The following is a 21,208-nucleotide window of genomic DNA, read 5'->3' as shown; positions in this document are numbered from 1 at the left end:
CCGCAAACTGATGGGTCAGACGGCAGGCCGCGCCGTTTGCAGCCCGCCCAACTCGACGATGAACTCGATCACTTCCTGCAAACCCTTGCCGCGCGACAGATCGGTGAAGCCGAAAGGCCGCTTGCCGCGCATGCGGGCGGCGTCCGCCTGCATGACGTCCAGGTTGACGTTCACATAGGGCGCCAGATCGCTCTTGTTGATGACGAGGAAGTCGGAGCGGGTGATGGCCGGGCCGCCCTTGCGCGGTATCTCCTCGCCCTGGCAGACCGAAATGACATAGAGGGTCAGATCGGCAAGGTCCGGCGAGAAGGTGGCGGCGAGATTGTCGCCGCCGGATTCGATGAAGACGATGTCGAGGTCGGGGAATTTGCGGTTCAACTCGGTGATCGCCCGCAGGTTGATCGAGGCGTCCTCGCGGATGGCCGTGTGCGGACAGCCGCCGGTCTCCACGCCGACGATGCGCTCCTCCGGCAGTGCCTGCAGGCGCGCCAGCATCATGGCGTCTTCCTTGGTGTAGATGTCGTTTGTGACGACGGCGATCGAGAACCGGTCGCGCAGCGCCTTGCAGAGCTTTTCGGTGAGCGTCGTCTTGCCGGAACCGACGGGGCCGCCGATGCCGATGCGCAGGGGACCATTGGGTTGGCTCATGCCGGAAACTCCGTGATGGCGAGGATTGCGAAGCCCAGCCCGATCAACAGGCAGAGCGGCGAGTAGATGCGCTGGTCGAGCCGGGCGAAGGGCTGCTCCGGCGTCAGCCCGCGCCACCAGGGCGTGAAGCCGGCGATGCCTCGCCCGAAGAAAACGATGCCGAAAAGCAGCGCCGTAGCGGCAAGGCCCTGCCTGGGAAAGGGCGAGGCGAAGACGCCTTCAAGGGCCAGTGGCCATAGGGTGGCGAGCGCCAGGCACGCGGCGACGGCAAAGCTCGCGACGGGCGAGGGCATGTCATCGACGCCGCGAAAGCCGACGACCGCGCGGGCGCAGGATTTCGCGTCCTTTCCCGGCCAGATGCCGCCTATGCCCCAATAGACATGCAGCGTGGTGATCAGCAGCAGGATGAGGGAGAGGAGAAAGGCAAGAATGATCATGAGCGGAACAGACGCGAATATTGGGTTTCGTGCTTCATCGCCGCAATGTCGGATATCAAGGCCGAGCCGCCGAGATCATCGAGCGTGGAGTTCGCGGCGCGAGCAGCTGTCGCGAGCGCCAACGGTTCGAAGCCGGCTAACAACGCTGTGGCATCGACCTGTCCTACAACGCCGAGCCGGATAGCGGCCTGCACGAGGTTGGAGAAGAAGGCCTGCAGGAAGGCCGACAGCGCTTCCGCCAGGCCGATGCCATGGCTGCCAGCGATCGCGCCGACGGCGACGCAATAGGGGCAATCCGCAGGCAGGCGCTCGAGTGCGGGACAGGGCCAGGCAGAGGCGGCTTTTTGGAAGGCGGCGCCCTGGAGCATGGTTTCCATGTGACGCTGCTGCGATCCGGCAAGCGCCTCGGCAAGCGCGGCGACTTCCGCGATATCGCCGCCGTCACGCGCGCGCCGCCAGCTTTCGGCAAAGAGCACCGCATCGTTCCAGCCCGAGCCCATCTCGACCAGCGTCTCCAGCCACTCGGCGAGATCCCCGCGATCGGCGACAAGTCCGTCATGCACGGCCCTTTCGAGGCCATGACTGTAGGAGAAGCCGCCGACCGGAAAGGACGGCGACAGCCAGGCCATCAGCCGCAGCAGTGCGGTACCGGACGGCTGGTCAGCCATGGTGATCGTGGTCGTGGTCATGATGGCCATGCGCGTGATCATGATCGTGATGGTCGTGGCCGTGATGATCATGCGCATGGCCATGGTCGTGGCCATGTCCGGAATAGGCGCCGCGCACGGGACTGAACGGTTCCAGCACCTCGCTGACCGTGGCGCCGAGCCCTTCCAGCATCGCCTTGATGACGTGGTCGCGCAGGATGAGGATACGGTCCGCCTCGATTGCCGCCGCGAGGTGGCGGTTGCCGATATGCCAGGCAAGCTCGGTGAGATGCACGGTGTCGCGGGCGCGGATGTCGTAGACCTCTTCGGGCGCGGCGACGATCTCGAGCTGGCGGCCGTCCTCCAGCACCAGCCGGTCGCCATTGCCGAGAGCCACCGGCTCGGGCAGATCGACCAACAGCCTGTCGCCGCCGGCGGTTTCGATGGCGCGACGGCGCAAATGCCGCTCGTCATGCGGCAAGATGGCCTTGTCGAAAGGTGTCGCCGCTCCGCCCTCGCCGGCCGGGAGCACCGAGACGGCGCGCGGAAATTTGGTGAAATCGGTGTTGATGTTGAGCTTCATTTCATGGCTCCGCCATTGGCTTGCGCCCGCGCCCGGGCGGGTCGCGACAGCACGCGATCGAAATAGGCGTTGACGCGATCTGAGTCGACCGAGAACCGGCCGGCGCGCGCCCAACCACCCATATCGCCGAGCAGAACGTCGACGGCGGAAAAGCGGTCGCCGAGCGCAAAAGGCTTGTCGCCGAGCCGGCGGTCTAGTGCCTTGACTTCCGAAGCGAAATCATGGGCGGCGGCAGGGCCGACATCGACGCGCAGCTCCTTGGGCAGGATGAAGCGGTGGCGCAATTTGTTCCACAGCGGCGCTTCGAACTCGCTCTGCGCGAAATGCATCCAAGAATCCAACTCGGCGCGGCCGGCGAGCCCGGGATCGGCGCCCATTCCCTTATCGGCATGCTTGTGCGCCAGATAGACGCAGATCGCCGCCGAATCAGTGATCGTCAGCTCGCCGTCGATCAGGATCGGCACCTTGCCGGAAGGGTTCAGCGCATAGGTCTCGGGCGAGCGCAGCTTCACCTCTACGAACTCATAGGATTGCCCGAGCTCCTCGAGCATCCAGAGCACGCGGCTGACCCGGGAACCTCGTGATCCGACGGCCTTGTACATGGTTCGAATCCTGCCTTTTCCCGGAGCCTAGACCATCCAAGCCATCAGCCCAATGACGATCAGGCGATGAGGTCGAAGAGCCGCAGGAATGAAATCCGGTAGCTAAAACAGAAAATACCGCTGCGCCATCGGCAGCACCGTCGCCGGCTCGCAAGTCAAGAGCTCGCCGTCGGCGCGCACCTCATAGGTTTCAGGGTCGACCTCGACATGCGGCGTGGCGTCGTTGAGCACCATCGAATGCTTGCCGATGCCGCCGCGCGTGTTCTCGACCGCGACCATCGCCTTCTCTACGCCAAGCCTGCCCTGCAAGCCGGCATCAAAAGCCGCCTTGGAGACGAAGGTGACCGAGGAGTTGGTCAGCGCCTTGCCGTAGGCGCCGAACATCGGCCGGTAGTGCATCGGCTGCGGCGTCGGGATCGATGCGTTGGGATCGCCCATCGGGGCGGCGGCGATTGTGCCGCCTACCAGCACCATCTCCGGCTTCACGCCGAAGAAGGCCGGGTTCCACAGCACGAGATCAGCGCGTTTCCCGGCCGTCACGGAGCCGATCTCCTTCGACAGGCCATGCGCGATCGCCGGGTTGATGGTGTATTTGGCGATATAGCGGCGAACCCGGAAATTGTCGTTGTCGCCCGTCTCCTCAGCCAGCGCGCCGCGCTGGCGCTTCATCTTGTCGGCGGTCTGCCAGCAGCGGATGCCCACTTCGCCGACGCGGCCCATGGCCTGGCTGTCGGAGGAGATGATCGAGAAGGCGCCGATGTCGTGCAGGATGTCCTCGGCCGCGATCGTCTCCTTGCGGATGCGGCTTTCGGCAAAGGCGATGTCCTCGGGAATCGACGGCGACAAATGATGGCAAACCATCAGCATGTCGAGATGCTCGGCCAGGGTGTTGACCGTGTAAGGCCGCGTCGGGTTGGTCGATGACGGGATGACGTTGGGCAGGCCGCAGACCTTGATGATATCGGGCGCATGGCCGCCGCCGGCGCCCTCGGTATGAAAGGCGTGAATGGTGCGGCCCTTGATCGCTGCAACCGTGTTCTCGACAAACCCGGACTCATTCAGCGTGTCGGTGTGGATCATCACCTGCACGTCATAGTCGTCGGCGACCGAAAGGCAGCAGTCGATCGCGGCCGGCGTCGTGCCCCAATCCTCATGCAGCTTCAGCGAGCAGGCGCCGGCGAGCACCATTTCCTCCAGCGCTACCGGCTTTGAGGCATTGCCCTTGCCGGACAGCCCGATATTCATCGGGAAAGCGTCGAAAGACTGGATCATGCGCGCCATGTGCCAGGGGCCGGGAGTGCAGGTGGTGGCCAAGGTGCCATGCGCCGGACCGGTGCCGCCGCCGAGCATCGTGGTGATGCCGCTCATCAGCGCTTCCTCGATCTGCTGCGGGCAGATGAAGTGGATATGCGCGTCGAAGCCGCCGGCCGTCAGGATCTTGCCTTCGCCGGCGATGATCTCAGTGCCGGGACCGATGATGATGGTGACGCCATCCTGGGTGTCCGGATTGCCTGCCTTGCCGATCGCGGCGATGCGACCGTCCTTCAGGCCGATATCGGCCTTGACGATCCCGGCGAGCGCGTCGACGACCAGCGCGTTGGTGATGACGGTGTCGACGGCGCCGCCCGCCCTAGATACCTGGCTCTGGCCCATGCCGTCGCGGATGACCTTGCCGCCGCCGAATTTCACTTCCTCGCCATGGACGGTAAAATCCTTCTCGACCTCGATGAAGAGTTGGGTGTCGGCAAGCCGCACCTTGTCGCCGACCGTGGGGCCGTACATCTGCGCATAGGCGGCACGGGAAATTCTTGCCATCAGCGATTGCTCCCAAAAGCGAGTTTGTGTGGGCGCGGAGCGCACATTGTCGCCATCCAATGGTCATGCAATGACCCGCTCGACGACACCTTCCGATCCCATTTGGCGGTTGAGGTGACCGAGTCAGCCCAAAACGACCGTTTTCCAAACCGAGGGAAGGAATATCCATGCGAAAGACGATACTTTTGGCGGCCGCCGCCAGCTTGATGATGGCGGGTGCGGCCGGCGCGCAGCAGCAGCCCGCGCCGCAGCCGAGCCCGGCGCCTGCGGCACCTGCTGCCGCCGCACCCAAGGCGCCGGCGATCGAGAGCGTCAGCATCGTCGATATTACGGAACTGCCAAAGGACACGCAGACGCAGGTCAATCAGATCGTCGCCCAACGCGGCGACGCCGGCCTGCAGACCCTGCGCAAATCGATCGACGCGACACCCAAGGTGAAGTCCGCGCTCGAAGCCAAGGGAATGAGCTCGGCGCAGGTGATCGCCGCCAGCCTGCAGCCCAATGGCGCGCTGACGCTGATCACCAAGAAGGCGAGCTGACGACCAACGCTGGCGGGCCGGTTGCAGGCCCGTCAGCATCATCGCGAACGGAACCTCCCGCAAACAAGACTCGTTTCGCCTTTTTCGCCCCGCCACAAGTTCAACCAGGAGCGAGCGATGGCGAGCGCCCCGTGCCCCGGAACAGGATTTCCAGCCCTTGTCTTTCCAGCCCTTGTGGTGGCCATGCTTCTCGTGGTCGCCGCCCCAGCGTTCCCCGCGCAGCCGGCGGACGGCAAGCCGCCACTGGACAGCACCAAGCCGGGCGCGACGATCGTCGATTCCGATGTGCGGCAGGAGGAGGCGCTGTCGAAGACGGAGGCCGGCAAGGTCATCACCGCCATCGACCGCACGCGCGACAATATCGGCACCGTGCGCAAGACGACCAAGCTGGATACCGTCGATATCGTTTTCCTGACGGATGCCGCGCGCAGCGAAGGCGGGCCGCCGCCTGCGATCGAGAACAAGGTAAAGCAGCATCAGGAAGACGTCGCGGAGCTGCGGCAGGAGATCGAAGCGAACGCCCTGCTCTTCAACGCCATCGATTCGCGGCGCGTGCAGGCCGAGGACGTGCTTGCCGTCGAGTTCGACAATCCCGGGAAGGTCGTCATTTACGCGGCCGCCAAGCCGCCGAAGTGATTTGAGCGCGCCGCCACGCCTCACAGCTTGCCCATAACCTTCTGTTGAAATCCATAGACCTCGCGCCTGCCGCCGAGCGGCACCAGCGTGACGTCACGTTCCTGGCCCGGCTCGAAGCGCATGGCCGTGCCGGCGGCGATGTCGAGCCGCATGCCGCGGGCGCGTTCGCGGGCGAATTTCAGTCCCTCGTTGGTCTCGAAGAAATGATAGTGGCTGCCGACCTGGATCGGACGGTCGCCGCTGTTGGCGACCTTGAGCGTCACCGTCGGCAGGCCCTTGTTCAACTCGATGTCGCCCTTTGCCGTAATGATTTCGCCGGGGATCATCGCGGCCTCACATCACGCCGAAGGCAAGGCCAGCGCCGACCGTCGCGCAGGCGGCGCCGGCAAGACGCGCCAGGGCGCGGAAGCGGAGCCCAAGTCCGAGCGCGGCCGCGATGCCGATGCCATGAAGAAGCGCCGTCGCCACGGCGAAACCCGCCATATATTCGAGGCCGCCGGCATTCTCCGGCACTTCAGTGCCATGCGCATGGCCGTGGAACAGGGCGAACAGGCCGATGATGGCCACACCCGCCGAGACCGGCAGGTCGACCGCCAGCGCCACCAGCAACCCGAGGGCAACAACCGAAGCGAGGATACCCGGCTCGACGAAAGGCACCGGCACCTGCAGCATGCCGAGTGCTGCGCCCGCCACCATCGCGCCGACAAAGGCGAGCGGCCATGCCCACACCGCCTTGCCGCCTTTCATCGCCGCCCACAGGCCGACCGCGATCATGACGGTCATATGGTCGAGGCCCGACAGCGGGTGCATGAAGCCCGCCGTGAGGGACGAGGTCGTGCCGACGCCGACATGGGCGTAAGCCGGCATCGCCGCCGCCAGGAAGAGGATCGCGGCAAGCGCGGTGCGTTTCGTCGAAGCGGAAGTCATGGGCGGGTCCTTTTCGAATTGCCGACTCAGGCGGCCTTGCGGGGGCCGCAGCCCCCGGCCTTGAGCACGCGTTTGGTCGAGGCCGGGTATTTCTTCAACTTTGCCGCCGGCCGGATCGGCCGCGGCGCGAAATTGCCGCCGCAGTTCGGGCAGACGCCGCCGAGAACATCTTGCGCACAATCGGCGCAGAAGGTGCATTCGAAGGTGCAGATCAGCGCATCCGCCGCCTCGGGCGGCAGATCCTTGTCGCAGCATTCGCAATTGGGTCTGAGTTCCAGCATCGGATCCTGCTCACCGGATCGGTTCGTGCACGGTCACCAGCTTGGTGCCGTCGGGAAATGTCGCCTCGACCTGGACGTCGTGGATCATCTCGGCAATGCCGTCCATGACCTGGGCGCGCGTGACGACATGGGCGCCGGCTTCCATCAGCTCGGCCACCGAGCGGCCGTCGCGGGCGCCCTCAACGACGAAATCGGTGATCAGCGCGATCGCCTCGGGGTGGTTGAGCTTGACGCCGCGTTCCATTCGCTTGCGCGCCACGATCGCCGCCATGGCGATCAGCAGCTTGTCCTTTTCACGCGGCGTCAGGTTCATGCGTCTTCTCGGTACTCAAGATCAAAGTATTCGAAGGTCAAAGTGACCATAATTTGGGCAGGCCAGCCCGTCCGTTGAGCAGCTCGACGAGCGGAACCAGCCGCTTGCGGAGCTGGTAGCCGTCGCCGGCGGTGAGCCTCGCAAGAAGCTTGCCAGATTGCCCGACGCTCCAGAAACTGGCGCCACCCCGATCACCGATAATCGCGCGGGCAGGCTCCAGCATGGTTTCCGCACGCGGGGAGACGAGAAGCATCGTTGCAATTGCAAGCGCGCCACCGGCCACGGCCTGGCGCTGGAGCCCGGCCGCGATATCCGGGCCGATACGAAAGTCCTCGGCGTGGATGAGCCTGCCACCCTGGCGAACCCGCCAGCGGTCATGGAAATTGCCCAGGACCGTCCGTTCGCCCATCCCAAGCCGGCCGAACAGCGTCGCCTCCAGGAGCAGCGCCTCGGCCTCGACCGCCAGCTCGACATGCAGCGCGCGGGCAAAGACCGCGCGGTTGAAAACGATGGTTTCCTGCGGCAGCCAGGCAATGCTGCCGCCGGCGCCAACCGTGAGGCTGACCTTCGTCTCGGCCCGGTCGGATGCGGCGCGATAGATCTTCTCGCAGGCCTGGGTGGTGATCGATGCCGAGGCGCCCTCGCCGACCTCGATCTCCCAGCCAAGCCGGTCGCCGCCGGTCAGCCCACCGGCCGTGTTGATCAGCACGGCCTCGAGCGGGTCGCCTTGCACCGCCGGCATGCGAATCTTCGCCGATCCGTCCTGATAGAGACGTTGAAGGCGGGTCCTGCCGCCGCTCTTGCCGCAGAAAAGCCTGCCTCGCCCGGCAACACGTTGCGCGGCAGGCAGCGAAATCAGGATATCGTCGATCGTGTCCACGGCGCCAACGTTAAGCACTCCACCGGCTTTGTCGATATATAGCTTGTTGCTTGACATCGTTTCGGTTTCTATAGAGGGAGCCACCTTGGAGCGGTCACACGGATTCCTGGCGAGGTAAGGGGCGACGACGTTTGTGAATCCGGGGACACAGGGGCGCTGATCAGTTGGCGTCGGAAAACGACAGGGGAAGGAACCGAATGGCTGACCAGCTGACGACCGAAATCATCGAAAAGATCAAAGCGCATGCCGAACCTGGCGGCGAAGAAATCACGCCGAGCACGGATCTCAACACGCTGGGGATCCATTCGCTGGAATTGACCGAGATCATCTTCGATCTCGAGGAGAAGTACGGCATCGAGATCGAGATGAACACGGTCGACGCCTGGAGCAACCTCAAGAACGTCGGCGACATGGTCGAGGCGGTTCGCGAACTGATCGCGAAAAAAGCCTGACTGCATGCTCAAGCGCGTCGTCATCACCGGCATTGGCGGAATATGCGGGCTCGGCACCGATGTGCCGGCGATCTGGGACGCCATGCGCGCCGGCCGCTCGGCAATCGGCCCGATCGACAATCCTTCGCTGCATGACCTGAAGGTCAAGGTCGGCTCCGAAATCAAGGCGTTGCCCGATCACGGCATCGACCGCAAGCAGGTGGTGTCGATGGACCGCTTCAGCCTGCTGGCGGTGATCGCGGCGCGCGAAGCGATGCGGCAGTCCGGACTGGTCGCGCATACCGACAACACCTATCGGATGGGTGCCGTTGTCGGCGTTGGCGTCGCCGGCTTCGAAACGATCGAGGAGAATTACCGCGCGATCCTGATCGAGGGGCGCAACCGCGCTGCTATCTTCACCGTGCCGAAGGTTATGCCAGGCGCGGCCGCCGGCCAGGTCAGCATGAGTCTCGGCCTGCGCGGACCCGTGTTCGGCGTCACTTCGGCCTGCGCGTCGGCCAATCATGCCATCGCCTCGGCCGTCGACCAGATCCGGCTCGGCCGCGCCGACGTCATGGTCGCCGGCGGCACCGAGGCGCCGCTGGTCTGGGGCGTGCTCAAGGGCTGGGAGGCGCTGCGCGTGCTCTCGCCCGACACCTGCCGGCCGTTCTCTGCCGACCGCCAGGGCCTGTCGCTCGGCGAAGGCGCCGGCATGGCGGTGCTGGAAAGCTACGACCACGCAATGGCGCGCGGCGCCACTATCCTTGCCGAGATCGCCGGCGCGGGCCTCTCGGCCGATGCCTCCGACATCGTCGCGCCGACCGTCGAGGGACCGGAAGCGGCGATGCGCTTCTGCCTGGTGGATGCAGGGCTCAATCCCGAGGACGTCGACTATCTCAATGCGCATGGCACCGGCACCAAGGCGAACGACCAGATCGAGACCGCGGCGATCAAACGCGTCTTCGGCGAGCATGTGAGCGCACTCTCGGTCTCCTCGACCAAGTCGATGCATGCGCATTGCCTTGGCGCCTCGGGCGGGCTGGAGATGATCGCCTGCGTCATGGCGATCCGCGACGCCATCGTGCCGCCGACTGCAAATTTCCGCGAGCCGGACCCCGAATGCGATCTCGACGTGACGCCGAATGTGGCGCGCGAGCGCAAGGTGCGCGCAGCACTGAGCAACAGTTTTGCCTTCGGCGGCACCAATGCCGTGCTGGCCTTCAAGGCGATCTGAGACGGGCGATCTGAGATGGGCGACCCGACGCGGGCGCTCGCCGGCGCCGGACGCGTTCCCATCCTTGCGGGTGCCGGTTGACTGACCGTCCATGGGGGGCGATTGCCGGCCATATTGATCCCAGAGGGCCGGGGTCCTAAGTCTTGCCCACCCGCCACGCGCGCCGCCACGCGCCCATCCGCATCCGGAGCCCCGATGACCGACCTGTCCCCCTTTCCGATCGCCAAGCGCTGGCCGGCCAAGCATCCCGATCGCCTGCAGCTCTATTCATGGCCGACGCCCAACGGCGTGAAGATTTCGATCGCGCTGGAGGAGATCGGCCTGCCCTATGAACCGCATCCGGTCGACATCGGCAAGAACGAGAGCTGGACGCCGGAGTTCCTGTCGCTCAACCCGAACGGCAAGATACCGGCGATCATCGATCCGAACGGGCCCGGCGGCAAGCCGATCGGGCTGTTCGAATCCGGCGCCATCCTGCTCTACCTCAGCGACAAGACCGGCAAGCTGATCCCGGCCGATCCCATCCGGCGCTACGAGACGATCCAGTGGGTGTTCTTCCAGATGGCCGCGATCGGCCCGATCTTCGGACAGGTCGGCTTCTTCAACAAATTCGCCGGGCGCGAGATCGCCGACAAGCGCCCGCTGGAGCGGTATCGCGACGAGTCGCGGCGCCTCATCGGCGTCCTGGAAACGCGGCTCAAGGGCCGGCAATGGATCATGGATGACGAGTTCACCATCGCCGACGTCGCAACGCTCGGCTGGGTGCGCAATCTAATCGGCTTCTACGAAGCGCGCGATCTGGTCGGGTTCGACGATTTCCCCGGTGTCGCGGCATGGCTGGAGCGCGGCCTCGCACGGCCCGCCGTGCAGAGGGGCCTGACCATCCCGGCCAGGGGCTGAGTCGCTCTATTTGGGCTTGGCTTTGGCGCCGCCCCGGCCGAGCACCGATGCCGCAAGCCGCGCGGTGGCCACCACCGCGCCGGTCGCGACGCTTGCCACAGTGCGGATCGGCCCCGACCTTGCCGCCGGCTTATGAGGCTTGGCGGGAGCCTTGTGCGCCGTGCCGGGCACGACCTTCTTGGGCGCCGCCTTGCCGAAGCTTGGCTTGGCGTCCTTGGAGCGCTCGGCGGTCGCCGGAGCGGCACCAGCTCTGGATTGATTGGCTCTGCTTCTTGCAGGCGCGGGTTTTCTGGTCTTGGTTGCCATAAGACGGTTTCCTGTTATTCGCGCAATTCCGGAAACCGTTACACACTTTCCTGGAATCGCGTCAGTGCCGGACAATTCGGGTCATGGAGATAACGACCTGTAAATCTTAAGGTTCCCGCCCGAAAATGGTGAAAATTGAGCAGGTTAACCAATCACCAGGTCGGCCTCCCTGCGGCGCGCCAGCACGCGCTCGATATTGGGCATGTCGTTGGAGGCGATCCAGGCGCGGGCGTCCTCGTCGGACTTGCCATGGCCGCGCCAGCGCTCCATCAGCCGGCGCTCGAGCTCGTCGCGCGGGACATCGACGAAAATGGTGAAATCGAACAGCTCTGCCAGCCGCGACCACGGCTCCTCGTCGAGCAGCAGATAGTTGCCCTCGACCAGGATGAACTTGGTGTCGGCGGATATGATCTCGGCGGCGGCGCGCGAGAGTTCGATGGTGCGGTCGAAGACCGGAATGGCAATGTCCGGCTCGCCGGAGCGGATCCGCTTCAAAAGCGTCTCGAAGCCGGCAAAATCGAAGGTTTCCGGCGCCCCTTTTCGCGCGCGCAGGCCGCGCCGGTTGAGCACGATGTCGTCATAGTGGAAGCCGTCCATCGGCACGACTTCGGACGTGCCCTCCGGCAGCAATTCATGCAGCCTGCCCGATATGGTCGACTTGCCGGCTCCCGGCGGGCCGGCAATGGCAACGACGAAACGCCTGGCCTTGCCGGCGCGCTTGAAGATGGCGGCAGTGATATGGGCTAAGTCGGACATCAGCGCCTCTTCGCTAGCGACTCCGGCCGCATCTTGGCGGCACTGGGGAGAAATTTCAAACGGTTATAAGGCTCTGCCGCGCGCCCTTGAGATCGGTCGGCATCCTATGGCGGAGCAAGGGCCTCAGGCGGGTATGGAACGGCCGATGCGCAGGAACTCGCCGTCGAACGGTATCTCCTTCGCTGAGCCATTCGGGGTAAGGACGCGCAATCGGTCCTGCGCGGTTTCGATGCTGCCCGCAGGTTCGACGTCGGCTGCCGGAACCGCGCCGATGACGTGGCGGAAGGAGACGCTGCGCCCTTCGGCAAGCGCGAAGGCCGTCGCCACGCCTTCATGCTTCAGCCAGTTGTCGCCGAGCGAGGCGGCGTGGCCGACCGCGGCGCGGCCGTCCTCGATGCCGAGCACGCCGACATGGCGGCCGCCCCAGGGCGCATAGTCGCGCCCGCCATTGCTGAACCACAGCATGGTGACCGGCAGCTCGGCCGGGTTCTTCAGCACCAGCACCAGATCCTGCTCGGCGCGGCGGGCGAGCGCCGTCCAGCCCGGCCCGCCATGATCGTCCTCGACGAGGGTGATGAAATCCTCGCGCCGGTCTTCCATGCGGTAGTCGGCGAGAACGGCGGTGCCGCCGGCCGCGAGCGGGAAACGGGTTAGGTCGGTGGCGCGGGCGGGATAGGCCAGGCGAAACCGGCCGCGCGCCGGATCGGGCTCCAGAGGGGTCTCAGGCGTGACCGCCAGACGTTTCGGCGAGAAGGCGAGCCGGCCGCCGTCCTGCATCGCCGTCATCGGATGGTGGGCGACGGAAATGGCGCCGGAACCGCCGGAGAAGATGTGTTCCTGGTAGAGGAAGGGATGGTTGTCGCGGAGCGTGAAGACCTTGTCGACGGAAGCACCCATCACCTTGCGGCGCAAGCGGAAGACGGCGCGCCAGCCGCCGGAGATGGCACTGCTTTCGACGACATCCCACTCGCTGTTGGCCGTCCAACCGTGGAGGGGAGCAGCTTCGACATCGCTGGTGGAGAACGGCGCGCAGAGGAAGTCGCCGGACAGGCGCACCGTGCCTTCGGGGAGGTTTTCCGGCAACGTCGCGCGCGGCGAGCCGACCCAGGGCGCACGGTGCAGCGGCTTCAAGCGGCGGCCATCGGCCTCGATTTCCAGGGCGGCGATGTGGCCGACGGCGAGATCGAGGGAGACCGAGATGCCTTTTGCGTTGATCGTGAGGGTGTCCATTGCCAAACCTCGAATCTTCGGTGACAACAAAGCCTGACCGGCGGCAGCGGCGCAAGCAGGGCGATAGGCATTTTGCATCAGGCGAATACCACCAATTCTCGAACTCGGCGCTGCCGACCTTGAAGGCAATGCAACCTCCTGCAAACCGCCAAAAGCTGGGCAAATGCCTCATTCCCGCCGTTAACCAGTTGGACGGGGCGGATGCGGTACGCTAGCTTCGCCGCATCTCAGCAACCGTTTTTGAACAATCTTGTCCACTCCGCTTTCGCTCCTCCAGAAATTGATGACCGCGCTGGTGCTGCTGCTCCTCATTGCCGGCTGCACCACCGCCGCGCCGCCGGAAACCGTGCTGACCGTGCCGGCGCAGCCGCAGAAATATGCGGCGATCGTGGTCGACGCTTCGACCGGCAAGACGCTGTTCGAGGTCAATTCGACGGCGCAACGCTATCCGGCGTCGTTGACCAAGATGATGACGCTCTACATGCTGTTCGAGGCGCTGGAGAGCGGCCGGGTGAGCAAGGAGACGCAGATCCCGGTATCCAACCACGCCGCCGCGCAGCCGCCGACGAAGCTGCGCTTCAGGCGCGGCGAGATGATCGACGTCGATTCCGCCATCCGCGCCATGGTGGTGAAGTCGGCTAACGACGTGGCGGTGGCGGTGGGCGAATATCTCGGCGGCGGCAGCGAGGGGCAGTTCGCCGCCATGATGACCGCCAAGGCGCGCCAGCTCGGCATGACCAGCACCCACTTCCGCAACGCCTGCGGCCTGCCCGACGACGGCCAGGTGACGACGGCGCGCGACATGGCGGTGCTGGGCATCGCGCTCCAGCGCCGCTTCCCGCAGCATTTCCACTATTTCTCCGAAAGCGATTTCATGTTCCGCGGCCGGCTGGTGCGCGGCCATAACGACATGCTGGGACGGGTGCGCGGCGTCGACGGCATCAAGACCGGCTATATCCGCGCCTCCGGCTACAACATCGTCACCTCCTACAATGCCGACGGCAGGCATCTGATCGTGGTGGTGATGGGCGCCCAAAGCGCGCGCCAGCGCAACGACCATGTCGAGGCGCTGATCCAGCGCAGCTTGGCGCCGATGAGCGCCGATGCCCAGACGCGGGTGATGTACGCCGGGCAGCAGCCGGCCGGTTCGGCGCTTCCGGGTTTGCCCGCGCCAAGTTCGTCGCTGCCCGGTTTGCCGGCGCAGTAGCGAAGCCCGAGTGGCGGCGCTTGTTCAAGCGACCGCCTTGGCCCTGATGCGGTTTGGCGGGGCGGCCGCCCACAGGGCCAGGATAGGCCAGCCGGCGGTGACCATTGGCGCCAGTGAGGCAGGATTAATGCTTTCGACGGTGGCGCTGCCCCGAGAGATTTGCTGTTGCTCAGCAAGCCCTTTCAGCCAAATCTTCCCAGAATTGGATCTATGTCTTTGCGCGCCAAAAGCACATCCATCCATCACAACAACTTGTTCGGTCACACCAGCTTCACAGTCGCGATGGATATGCCGCGCCGGCTCGGCGTATCGTATCGAAGCCCGAGAAGAGGAGCACTGAGCATGGCCGGCGACCCAAAGGCATCCGCGCAGACAATAGCCGACAACGAAAACGACTCGGGCGGCGAATACCTCGAGGCGGCCACCGTGCCGGAAGATCAGCATGAGGCGGCGGACGAGATCCTCGAAGCGCCGGAGGTGCCGGATTCGGAGCCGCAGCTGCCCGGCGCGGCGCGCGCAAAGCCCAAGAAAAAACCGTCGGCGATCAGCGGCCGAAAGTTCCGCAAGCGCGACCTGGTGCGCGTCGACGACCTGAGGCCGAGCCTCGCCGACCGCATCCGCTCCGACCATCCCGACCTGCCGCGCGGCGCCCGCATCAGCCGCGAGGAGCTCGCCCGCTACCGCATGCGCTACATGGAGGAATTGCTGCAGCAGGAGCATGGCGAATTCTCCGAGCTCGACCGCCAGGTGGTGGAATCGATCGCCAGACAGGACACGATCTCGGAAAACTCGGAAGAAGAGTTCGAGGAGCGCCGCTCCTTCGCCGACCGCGTCTCGGACGACATGGCGGCCTTCGGCGGCAGCTGGTGGTTCCTGATCTCGTTCGCGGCGGTGCTTCTGATCTGGATCGGCCTCAACCTCTTCGAGGGCGCGGCCGCCGCCTTTGATCCCTACCCATTCATCTTGCTCAACCTGCTCCTATCCTGCATCGCCGCCATCCAGGCGCCGATCATCATGATGAGCCAGAAGCGGCAGGAGGCGAAGGACCGGCTGCGCTCCTTCAACGACTACCGGGTGAACCTCAAGGCCGAGCTCGAAGTGCGGCACCTGCACGAAAAGCTCGACTACCTGATCTCACGCCAATGGCAGCGCCTGGCCGAGATGCAGCAGATGCAGCTTGATGCCATGCACGAGCTGACCGCGAAGAAGCAGAAGCGGGCGACGCGCGGGGTGCAGCGGAGGGTGGCGAAGAGCGAGGTGGAGGGGTGAGGGCTGGCGAGAGCTTGCGCCTGAACAACGCTCGGAAGTCGCGATGCATTGCCGAAGTGGGGCCGCCGGCCTCCGAGCCTACATCAGTTGGGACCGCTCGTTCTCGACTCCAGCACCTCCATCGGACGAATGCGAGCCTGTCCGCTACGGCGAATATTCCGCCAAGCCAATTGCCCGTTGAAGCCCGGAGCGGCTTCCGCTAAGAAGCCGTGGCTGGCCGGCTCACCGGCTGGTTCGTTTTCCGGTTTCCCGGGAAGCACCCGTAGCTCAGCTGGATAGAGCGCTGCCCTCCGAAGGCAGAGGTCACAGGTTCGAATCCTGTCGGGTGCGCCATCTATTGGCACCGCTGGCTGCTGGCACTGGCCGGCTAGGCGACCGCAGTTCCCGCGACGCCGTCCGCGCGCAGCTCAGATGGCGCTGAAGGTCAGGGCACGATGCCGCGGCAGGCCCAGGCGACGCTGGCGAAAGACCTCGGCCCATCGGCACGACCGGCCTCATAGGCATCGCGTACTGCAGCCTCCGTGCGGGTCCGCTCGGCTGCGTCGAGCGTGGTCATATATTTGCCGAGCGGGCCTTCGCCGGCGGCAATCGGCGCCCAGTAGTCGTCGAAGTTCTGGTAATCCATGCGGACCATCAGTTCGGTTTCGGTGACGTCGGCGAGGCCCTGTTCGACAAAGGTCCGCTTCATTTCGCCGGGCTGCAGCATCGGCTGGAAGCAGTAGCGATTGCGCATCTGGCGGCCGCTTTCGCTGAGCGCGGCAACGGTGTCGATCATCATGCGCATGGCCGGCATGCCGCCAAGATGGTCCCACACAACGGCGGCGACCACGCCGCCCGGCCGCGTTACGCGGCGCATCTCGGCCACCGCCTTGCCGCTCTCCGGCACGAAGTGAAGCACCAGCAGCGCCAGCGCACGGTCGAACACATTGTCCTCGAAAGGCAGCGCCGTGGCGTCCGCCTGCTCAATAGTGATGCGCGGATCGGTGTTCCTCTCCTTCGCCGCCGCGACGAAGACGGATGAGAAGTCGATGGCCTGGATTTCGGCGAGATCGCGCGACTTCGCCAGTTCGAAGGTCAGGCTGCCGGTGCCGCAGCCGACGTCGAGGATCTTCTCGCCGCCGGCCAGGCCGACGAAGTCGATGAACTTGGGCGCGAGCCTGCGGCTCCAGCGGCCCATGAGTTGCTCATAGCCGAATGCGGCGTGAACGGTGAAGCTTGATGTCATCCCGTCCTCCCTTGCTGGTTTCAGCCTAGACCCACGCGGGAACCATGCCAAGCAACGAAACCAGCCTCGGTCCCGAGATCGCACAGGTGGGCGTTGGCAGGAGCATACGATACCGAGGCCGAGCGCCAGTCCGCTCTATCGCAAACAGATTGCCGCCGAGCGAGCCCGGATCGCCGAGATGAACGCGCCGGCGGAGGCGTTGCCAGTCCGCCGCCGAATCCAGTCATGGCCCGGCTTTTCGCCGCCGCAAGCGAGGATGCCGACGTGTTTCCGCAGCGTGATCGAGATCGCCATGTGCGCTTCGCAGCCGCAGATCACCAGAGCGCATATGGCGGCAAAACTGGCCGAGTTGGGCGGCCGCCCCATGCCGCCCATGCCAGCATCATCGATCGCGCCCGGATGGCATGCCTGCCTGCCGGCCGATCTTTTCGCAGTCCGGATTGCAACCTGTCCGCGGCGTCTACGAGTGGAGACTTCGCTCACGCAGGCGTCGTTTTGCCGGTCGAGAGCGCTTCGAACACCTCACCGGTTTCGGCCACGAGCGTCTGCATCAATTCGCCGGCAGGAAGCTCCCGGTTCAAGGCGGCCGCCTGCCCATAGAGATGAAAGGCGAAATCTCCTTTTGCACCGGCCTCGCCGAGCGGAGCGCTGAGCGCAACCATTTGCGGAAAGTCGGGGAGGCGCGCCCGGTTCACCTCCATCTCCAAGGCGAAGCGGGTGCGTCTTGCCCGCGCCGCGCGGCCGGTGAAGGCATCGGTGACCATCGTGTCCATGTCCGTGGCGGCGCGGATCAGGGCTCGGCGCGGTCCGTCGGTGCCGGCCTCGTCGCAAGACAGGAAGCCGGTGCCGATCTGCACGCCGCTGGCGCCAAGCGCGAAGGCGGCCGCTATGCCGCGGCCGTCGGCGATGCCTCCGGCGGCAATGACCGGCAGCTTGACGGCATCCACGACCTGGGGAACCAGCGCCAACGTTCCCACGCCGTCACCGGGACGGTTGGGGGCGTGCGATCCCCTGTGGCCACCTGCCTCCCAGCCCTGCGCTATGACCGCGTCGGCTCCGCCGTCGGCGAGTTGGCGCGCCTCGGCGACATTCGTCGCGGTGCTGAGAACCACGATCCCCGACTGCTTCAACTTGGCGACCGCGGCCGCGTCCGGAATGCCGAAATGGAAGCTGACGACCGGTGGCCGGATCTCGAGCAGCAGTTCAAGCTTTTCTTCGTCGAAACCCGGTCCGCTCGGCGGAAGCCTCCGCGAGGGTTCGTCGAGCGACAGCTCCTCGTAGTAGGGCCGCAACCTGTCGATGACCTGGGTCAGTACGGCGTCGCTGGTGTCCGGTCTGGGAAAAACAAAGAAATTGAGGTTGAAGGGACGCTCGGTCGAGGCGCGCAGCTGGCGCGCAGCGGTGCGCAAGCCGTCCGGCAGCATCGATGCGCAGCCGAGCGATCCCAGCCCGCCGGCGTTGCTCACTGCGGCGGCGAGTTCCGGAGTCGCCGAGCCGGCCATCGGAGCCTGGATGATCGGGTGCTCGATCTTTAAGAGATCGCATAAACGACGGTTCGGCCACACGAGCGTTTTTCCTGTGTCGGGAAAGGAACACGCGCAATCCATCATAGGCCTGGATCAAGACGGGGTCACCGGAATTGTGCGAGGCACGCTCCCACGCTCTCCCGCTCCACCAGCGGGCATTCAAGCTTGGTGATGGGATAGCGGCCGCGGCCGGGCGTCGGCGGTGCCTCCAATTGCTCGATCGCCCATTGGCCCATCGCCAGATGCGGCAGGATCGATGTGGTCAGCGGCGGGAAGAGGTGGCGGGCGATCTCCTCGTCGTCATAGCCGATCACGGAAATGTCGCCGGGGATATGCAGGCCGGCCTCCTTCAGCGCTTCGTAACAGCCGATCGCCGTGCGGTCGTTCTGGCAGAAGATGGCGGTCGGGCGGTCCTTCAGCGCAAGCAGCTTCACCGTCGCGGCATAACCGGCGCTGGCCGACCAGTCGCCCTCCACCACCAGGTCCGGATCGAAGGGGATGTCGGCGGTGGCCAAAGCGCGGCGATAGCCCTTCAGCCGATCCTGCGCCGCCTGCATCCACGGTTCGCCGGTGATGGTGGCGATGCGGCGGTGGCCGCGGCTGATCAGATGCCGCGTGGAGCTCTGGCCGCCGGCGATCTCGGAAGGCACCACGGCCGGGAAGGCATAGTCGGCGGTGTAACAGTTGAGCAGGATGACTGGAATGTCGAGGCTGTAGAGGAACTCGGGCGCGGTGATCTCACGGGTGAAGATGGTCATGTAGATCAGCGCCGAGAGGCCGCGCCGGGTGAGCGCCTGGATGGCACGCGGCTCCATGACGGCGTCACCTATGGTCTGCGCCACCAAGAGCACGTTGCCGGCATTCCAGGAGGCCTGCCGCGCGCCCTCGATGGCCACAACCGCCTCGGGGCTGGTGGCGAGCTGATCGACGGCAAAGCCGATGACGCCATCCAGCCCTTCGAAGGGCGTGACGGGCGGACGCAAAGCTGAAAAGACCGGCGGCGAATAGCCCAGCGCTCTGGCTGCCTCGATCACACGGTCGCGCGTCTGCTGCGACAGCCTGATGCCCGGCGAATTGTTGAGCACGAAAGAGACCGTCGCCTGCGAACAGCCGGCGGCCCTCGCTATATCGGTCATGGTGACCCGGCCCTTGGGCTTGGCCGAGGCCTTGCGGCGTCTGGACGTTTCCCGTGGATCGCGCAGTTGCGTCGGTTCGCTCATGGTCTTTTCCCAAACCTGCCGGGCTGTTCCGCAAAGCCCGCCACCGAGCGGGTATGCTTATAACTATTATCACTAACAAGGGCGTTGGCACCAGCCACGGCACGCGGCGGCAAAATGGCCAAAAAGGTCAGCAAAGCTGTCAGTTTTGCCGAGTTTTGCCGACCCGACCAGCGCAAATCCTGCTTCCGCCGGCGCCCACCGCGGCACCCGGTTCGCCGTGGCTGGGGCGCCGGTCCGATCCCGCGACTAATACTATTTACTAATATCGGTAAGCGATCTACTGTCAACGCGTCGCCGGGCGAGCTGCGGCGACGGCATCTGGGAGGAGCGCAGGTTCGCTGCCCGGCAATTTGCCGGAAGAGGGCTGCCCTCATCCTCACGAAAATGTCAGACAAATCGGACTATTTACGAACGTCAAATCTGTGTCTAGTGTTTCGGTCGCGGCTGGATCGGCCCCGGACTTAGGTGCCAGACCCTTGAGGAGGAGGGCGTCCAGGCCGCAGCCGAGACAGCAGCGATGAGTTTCAAAAGGGAGGTTGAAGCATGAAATCCATGATACGCAACGCGTCCGTCGCCGCGGCGGCCTTGGCTATTGGCCTGACGGCCAGCGCAGCCGTGCGCGCCGACGACAAGCCGACGCTGGCCTTTGTCGTCAACGGCGCGTCAGACTTCTGGAAGGCCGCGGAAGCCGGCGTGAAGAAGGCGCAGGGCGAACTGCCCGACTACAATCTCGAGCTGAAATATCCCGAGCAGTCGTCGGTCGCCATCCAGCAGCGGCTGATGGACGACCTGGTGACGGCCGGCGTGAAGGGCATCATGGTGTCGGCAGTCGACCCCAAGACCTCGACCGACGGGCTGAACAAGATCGCGTCCGAGACCGCTCTGTTCACCACCGATAGCGACGCCCCGCAGACCAAGCGCGTCGCTTATATCGGCTCGTCCAACGTCGATGCCGGCAAGCAGGCGGCCGAGATCGCCAAGAAGGCGATGCCGAACGGCGGCAAGTGCCTGGGCTTCGTCGGCCTGCTCGGCGCCGACAATGCCAAGGAGCGCATCGAGGGCATGAAGGAGGGGCTTGCCGGCAGCAAGATCGAGCTGGTGGACGTGCGGGGCGACGACATCGACCAGGCACGGGCCAAGAAGAATGTCGAGGACGCGCTGGTCGCCAGCCCCGACATCACCTGCATGGTCGGCTTCTACTCCTACAATACGCCGCGCATCTATGAGGCGCTTCGCGACGCCGGCAAGCTCGGCCAGATCACCGTCGTCGGCTTCGACGACGATCCGATCACGCTGGGGGGCGTCAAGGAAGGCACGGTTGCCGCGACCGTGGTGCAGCAGCCCTTCGAATGGGCCTATCAGGGCATGAAGCTGATGGCCGCCTACCTCAAGGGCGACAAGTCGGGCATTCCGGCCAACGGCTTGATCATCGTGCCGACCAAGATCATCGGCAAGGACGATGTCGACGCCTATGCCGCCAACCTGAAGGCGATGGCCGGCAAGTAATCGATGCACAGTTGCGGGGGGGGGGGGGGGGGGGGGGGGGGGGGGGGGGGGGGGGGGGGGGGGGGGGGGGGGGGGGGGGGGGGGGGGGGG

At 65.3% G+C, this 21,208-nt stretch carries 26 protein-coding genes and 1 tRNA gene; 9 read left to right on the top strand and 18 right to left on the bottom strand.

The annotated features are described in order from the left end of the window. Positions 1–15: 15 nt before the first annotated feature. The 6 genes from ureG to ureC all read right to left on the bottom strand — a co-directional run bounded on the left by ureG (position 16) and on the right by ureC (position 4,735). Entirely contained in the window at positions 16–648 is a 633-nt protein-coding gene (gene ureG, locus P9230_RS30035; protein WP_095799095.1) for an urease accessory protein UreG, read from the bottom strand. Continuing rightward, positions 645–1,085 carry a DUF3995 domain-containing protein gene (locus P9230_RS30030; RefSeq protein WP_095799094.1) on the bottom strand — a complete coding sequence of 147 codons (441 nt, stop codon included), beginning with the start codon at positions 1,083–1,085 and terminating at the stop codon, positions 645–647. Before P9230_RS30030 ends, ureG begins: the two co-directional genes overlap by 4 nt. Then, positions 1,082–1,753 carry an urease accessory protein UreF gene (locus P9230_RS30025; protein WP_278121585.1) on the bottom strand — a complete coding sequence of 224 codons (672 nt, stop codon included), beginning with the start codon at positions 1,751–1,753 and terminating at the stop codon, positions 1,082–1,084. The genes P9230_RS30030 and P9230_RS30025 overlap by 4 nt, the downstream gene beginning before the upstream one ends. Next, a complete protein-coding gene (ureE, locus tag P9230_RS30020; RefSeq protein WP_278054968.1) occupies positions 1,746–2,315 on the bottom strand; it encodes an urease accessory protein UreE in 570 nt (189 codons plus the stop codon). The genes P9230_RS30025 and ureE overlap by 8 nt, the downstream gene beginning before the upstream one ends. Further along, entirely contained in the window at positions 2,312–2,917 is a 606-nt protein-coding gene (locus tag P9230_RS30015; protein ID WP_127240515.1) for a glutathione S-transferase family protein, read from the bottom strand. The genes ureE and P9230_RS30015 overlap by 4 nt, the downstream gene beginning before the upstream one ends. 102 nt (positions 2,918–3,019) lie before the next feature. Next, a complete protein-coding gene (ureC, locus tag P9230_RS30010) occupies positions 3,020–4,735 on the bottom strand; it encodes an urease subunit alpha (RefSeq protein WP_278121584.1) in 1,716 nt (571 codons plus the stop codon). Positions 4,736–4,899: 164 nt separating this feature from the next. On the opposite strand from ureC, the gene P9230_RS30005 reads away from it, so the two are divergent. Together P9230_RS30005 and P9230_RS30000 are read left to right on the top strand one after the other, a co-directional pair. Continuing rightward, complete coding sequence (locus P9230_RS30005; RefSeq protein ID WP_278121546.1) at positions 4,900–5,271, top strand: hypothetical protein; 372 nt, start codon at positions 4,900–4,902, stop codon at positions 5,269–5,271. A 117-nt stretch (positions 5,272–5,388) separates the two neighbouring features. Then, positions 5,389–5,907 carry a hypothetical protein gene (locus P9230_RS30000; RefSeq protein ID WP_245299678.1) on the top strand — a complete coding sequence of 173 codons (519 nt, stop codon included), beginning with the start codon at positions 5,389–5,391 and terminating at the stop codon, positions 5,905–5,907. Positions 5,908–5,927: 20 nt separating this feature from the next. On the opposite strand, the gene P9230_RS29995 is transcribed toward P9230_RS30000, so the two are convergent. From P9230_RS29995 to P9230_RS29975, 5 genes are read right to left on the bottom strand one after another with little or no spacing between them, the layout of a single operon-like run. Further along, positions 5,928–6,233: an urease subunit beta gene (locus tag P9230_RS29995; protein ID WP_067323963.1), complete on the bottom strand. Its 306-nt coding sequence runs from the start codon at positions 6,231–6,233 to the stop codon at positions 5,928–5,930. Positions 6,234–6,240: 7 nt separating this feature from the next. After that, positions 6,241–6,834, bottom strand: a complete 594-nt coding sequence (locus tag P9230_RS29990) for a HupE/UreJ family protein (RefSeq protein ID WP_278121544.1) — start codon at positions 6,832–6,834, stop codon at positions 6,241–6,243. 26 nt (positions 6,835–6,860) lie between these two features. Then, entirely contained in the window at positions 6,861–7,115 is a 255-nt protein-coding gene (locus P9230_RS29985; protein ID WP_066999128.1) for a DUF1272 domain-containing protein, read from the bottom strand. A 10-nt stretch (positions 7,116–7,125) separates the two neighbouring features. Beyond that, positions 7,126–7,428 (bottom strand): urease subunit gamma, encoded by a 303-nt coding sequence (locus P9230_RS29980; protein ID WP_066999125.1) that lies wholly within the window; start codon positions 7,426–7,428, stop codon positions 7,126–7,128. A gap of 37 nt (positions 7,429–7,465) precedes the next feature. Then, entirely contained in the window at positions 7,466–8,308 is an 843-nt protein-coding gene (locus P9230_RS29975; RefSeq protein WP_278121583.1) for an urease accessory protein UreD, read from the bottom strand. Positions 8,309–8,505: 197 nt separating this feature from the next. Between P9230_RS29975 and P9230_RS29970 the strand changes: the two genes are divergently transcribed. The 3 genes from P9230_RS29970 (at position 8,506) to P9230_RS29960 (ending at position 10,873) form a co-directional block, all read left to right on the top strand. After that, positions 8,506–8,760: an acyl carrier protein gene (locus P9230_RS29970; protein WP_040975089.1), complete on the top strand. Its 255-nt coding sequence runs from the start codon at positions 8,506–8,508 to the stop codon at positions 8,758–8,760. 4 nt (positions 8,761–8,764) lie between these two features. Further along, positions 8,765–9,973, top strand: a complete 1,209-nt coding sequence (locus P9230_RS29965) for a beta-ketoacyl-[acyl-carrier-protein] synthase family protein (RefSeq protein WP_067323955.1) — start codon at positions 8,765–8,767, stop codon at positions 9,971–9,973. Positions 9,974–10,168: 195 nt separating this feature from the next. After that, the gene (locus P9230_RS29960) at positions 10,169–10,873 is read left to right on the top strand and encodes a glutathione S-transferase N-terminal domain-containing protein (protein WP_278121543.1); all 705 of its coding nucleotides are present in this window, start codon (positions 10,169–10,171) and stop codon (positions 10,871–10,873) included. 6 nt (positions 10,874–10,879) lie between these two features. Here P9230_RS29960 and P9230_RS29955 read toward each other — a convergent pair whose 3' ends face one another. From P9230_RS29955 to P9230_RS29945, 3 genes are all read right to left on the bottom strand, one after another. Next, complete coding sequence (locus P9230_RS29955) at positions 10,880–11,179, bottom strand: hypothetical protein (protein ID WP_278121541.1); 300 nt, start codon at positions 11,177–11,179, stop codon at positions 10,880–10,882. A gap of 144 nt (positions 11,180–11,323) precedes the next feature. Then, positions 11,324–11,935 (bottom strand): nucleoside triphosphate hydrolase, encoded by a 612-nt coding sequence (locus tag P9230_RS29950; protein WP_278121539.1) that lies wholly within the window; start codon positions 11,933–11,935, stop codon positions 11,324–11,326. A gap of 123 nt (positions 11,936–12,058) precedes the next feature. Further along, on the bottom strand, positions 12,059–13,165 hold the full coding sequence (locus tag P9230_RS29945; protein WP_278121537.1) for a hypothetical protein: 1,107 nt from the start codon (positions 13,163–13,165) through the stop codon (positions 12,059–12,061). 283 nt (positions 13,166–13,448) lie between these two features. On the opposite strand from P9230_RS29945, the gene P9230_RS29940 reads away from it, so the two are divergent. From P9230_RS29940 to P9230_RS29930, 3 genes are all read left to right on the top strand, one after another. Further along, positions 13,449–14,372, top strand: coding sequence for a D-alanyl-D-alanine carboxypeptidase family protein (locus tag P9230_RS29940; protein ID WP_278121582.1), 924 nt, complete (start codon positions 13,449–13,451; stop codon positions 14,370–14,372). 342 nt (positions 14,373–14,714) lie between these two features. Then, a complete protein-coding gene (locus tag P9230_RS29935) occupies positions 14,715–15,641 on the top strand; it encodes a DUF1003 domain-containing protein (protein WP_278121535.1) in 927 nt (308 codons plus the stop codon). Positions 15,642–15,897: 256 nt separating this feature from the next. Further along, positions 15,898–15,974: transfer RNA gene (locus P9230_RS29930), tRNA-Arg, on the top strand. 91 nt (positions 15,975–16,065) lie between these two features. Here P9230_RS29930 and P9230_RS29925 read toward each other — a convergent pair. The 4 genes from P9230_RS29925 to P9230_RS29910 form a co-directional block, all read right to left on the bottom strand. Next, positions 16,066–16,866, bottom strand: a complete 801-nt coding sequence (locus P9230_RS29925) for a class I SAM-dependent methyltransferase (protein WP_278121533.1) — start codon at positions 16,864–16,866, stop codon at positions 16,066–16,068. A gap of 135 nt (positions 16,867–17,001) precedes the next feature. After that, positions 17,002–17,241: a hypothetical protein gene (locus tag P9230_RS29920; RefSeq protein WP_278086082.1), complete on the bottom strand. Its 240-nt coding sequence runs from the start codon at positions 17,239–17,241 to the stop codon at positions 17,002–17,004. A 104-nt stretch (positions 17,242–17,345) separates the two neighbouring features. Then, positions 17,346–18,431, bottom strand: a complete 1,086-nt coding sequence (locus tag P9230_RS29915; RefSeq protein WP_278086081.1) for a nitronate monooxygenase — start codon at positions 18,429–18,431, stop codon at positions 17,346–17,348. Between the two features lie 65 nt (positions 18,432–18,496). Continuing rightward, entirely contained in the window at positions 18,497–19,612 is a 1,116-nt protein-coding gene (locus P9230_RS29910; protein WP_278121531.1) for a LacI family DNA-binding transcriptional regulator, read from the bottom strand. 543 nt (positions 19,613–20,155) lie between these two features. Here P9230_RS29910 and P9230_RS29905 point away from each other — a divergent pair. Further along, positions 20,156–21,118 carry a sugar-binding protein gene (locus P9230_RS29905; RefSeq protein WP_095776910.1) on the top strand — a complete coding sequence of 321 codons (963 nt, stop codon included), beginning with the start codon at positions 20,156–20,158 and terminating at the stop codon, positions 21,116–21,118. The last annotated feature ends 90 nt before the right edge of the window (positions 21,119–21,208 follow it).

Source organism: Mesorhizobium sp. WSM4887, from assembly GCF_029625865.1.
In the GTDB taxonomy this organism is placed as follows: domain Bacteria; phylum Pseudomonadota; class Alphaproteobacteria; order Rhizobiales; family Rhizobiaceae; genus Mesorhizobium.
This window is presented reverse-complemented; position numbering and strand designations above follow the sequence as displayed.

Coding starts and splice junctions, on each gene's coding strand:
- P9230_RS30000 (WP_245299678.1), top strand. CDS start 5,389: ATGGCGAGCGCCCCGTGCCCCGGAACAGGATTTCCAGCCCTTGTCTTT.
- P9230_RS29945 (WP_278121537.1), bottom strand. CDS start 13,165: ATGGACACCCTCACGATCAACGCAAAAGGCATCTCGGTCTCCCTCGAT.
- P9230_RS29920 (WP_278086082.1), bottom strand. CDS start 17,241: ATGGGCGGCATGGGGCGGCCGCCCAACTCGGCCAGTTTTGCCGCCATA.
- ureG (WP_095799095.1), bottom strand. CDS start 648: ATGAGCCAACCCAATGGTCCCCTGCGCATCGGCATCGGCGGCCCCGTC.
- P9230_RS29970 (WP_040975089.1), top strand. CDS start 8,506: ATGGCTGACCAGCTGACGACCGAAATCATCGAAAAGATCAAAGCGCAT.
- P9230_RS29990 (WP_278121544.1), bottom strand. CDS start 6,834: ATGACTTCCGCTTCGACGAAACGCACCGCGCTTGCCGCGATCCTCTTC.
- P9230_RS29935 (WP_278121535.1), top strand. CDS start 14,715: ATGGCCGGCGACCCAAAGGCATCCGCGCAGACAATAGCCGACAACGAA.
- P9230_RS29910 (WP_278121531.1), bottom strand. CDS start 19,612: ATGAGCGAACCGACGCAACTGCGCGATCCACGGGAAACGTCCAGACGC.
- P9230_RS29950 (WP_278121539.1), bottom strand. CDS start 11,935: ATGTCCGACTTAGCCCATATCACTGCCGCCATCTTCAAGCGCGCCGGC.
- P9230_RS30015 (WP_127240515.1), bottom strand. CDS start 2,917: ATGTACAAGGCCGTCGGATCACGAGGTTCCCGGGTCAGCCGCGTGCTC.
- P9230_RS29995 (WP_067323963.1), bottom strand. CDS start 6,233: ATGATCCCCGGCGAAATCATTACGGCAAAGGGCGACATCGAGTTGAAC.
- P9230_RS30030 (WP_095799094.1), bottom strand. CDS start 1,085: ATGATCATTCTTGCCTTTCTCCTCTCCCTCATCCTGCTGCTGATCACC.
- P9230_RS29940 (WP_278121582.1), top strand. CDS start 13,449: ATGACCGCGCTGGTGCTGCTGCTCCTCATTGCCGGCTGCACCACCGCC.
- P9230_RS29980 (WP_066999125.1), bottom strand. CDS start 7,428: ATGAACCTGACGCCGCGTGAAAAGGACAAGCTGCTGATCGCCATGGCG.
- P9230_RS29960 (WP_278121543.1), top strand. CDS start 10,169: ATGACCGACCTGTCCCCCTTTCCGATCGCCAAGCGCTGGCCGGCCAAG.
- P9230_RS30025 (WP_278121585.1), bottom strand. CDS start 1,753: ATGGCTGACCAGCCGTCCGGTACCGCACTGCTGCGGCTGATGGCCTGG.
- P9230_RS29965 (WP_067323955.1), top strand. CDS start 8,765: ATGCTCAAGCGCGTCGTCATCACCGGCATTGGCGGAATATGCGGGCTC.
- ureE (WP_278054968.1), bottom strand. CDS start 2,315: ATGAAGCTCAACATCAACACCGATTTCACCAAATTTCCGCGCGCCGTC.
- P9230_RS29955 (WP_278121541.1), bottom strand. CDS start 11,179: ATGGCAACCAAGACCAGAAAACCCGCGCCTGCAAGAAGCAGAGCCAAT.
- P9230_RS29985 (WP_066999128.1), bottom strand. CDS start 7,115: ATGCTGGAACTCAGACCCAATTGCGAATGCTGCGACAAGGATCTGCCG.
- P9230_RS29905 (WP_095776910.1), top strand. CDS start 20,156: ATGAAATCCATGATACGCAACGCGTCCGTCGCCGCGGCGGCCTTGGCT.
- P9230_RS29925 (WP_278121533.1), bottom strand. CDS start 16,866: ATGACATCAAGCTTCACCGTTCACGCCGCATTCGGCTATGAGCAACTC.
- P9230_RS30005 (WP_278121546.1), top strand. CDS start 4,900: ATGCGAAAGACGATACTTTTGGCGGCCGCCGCCAGCTTGATGATGGCG.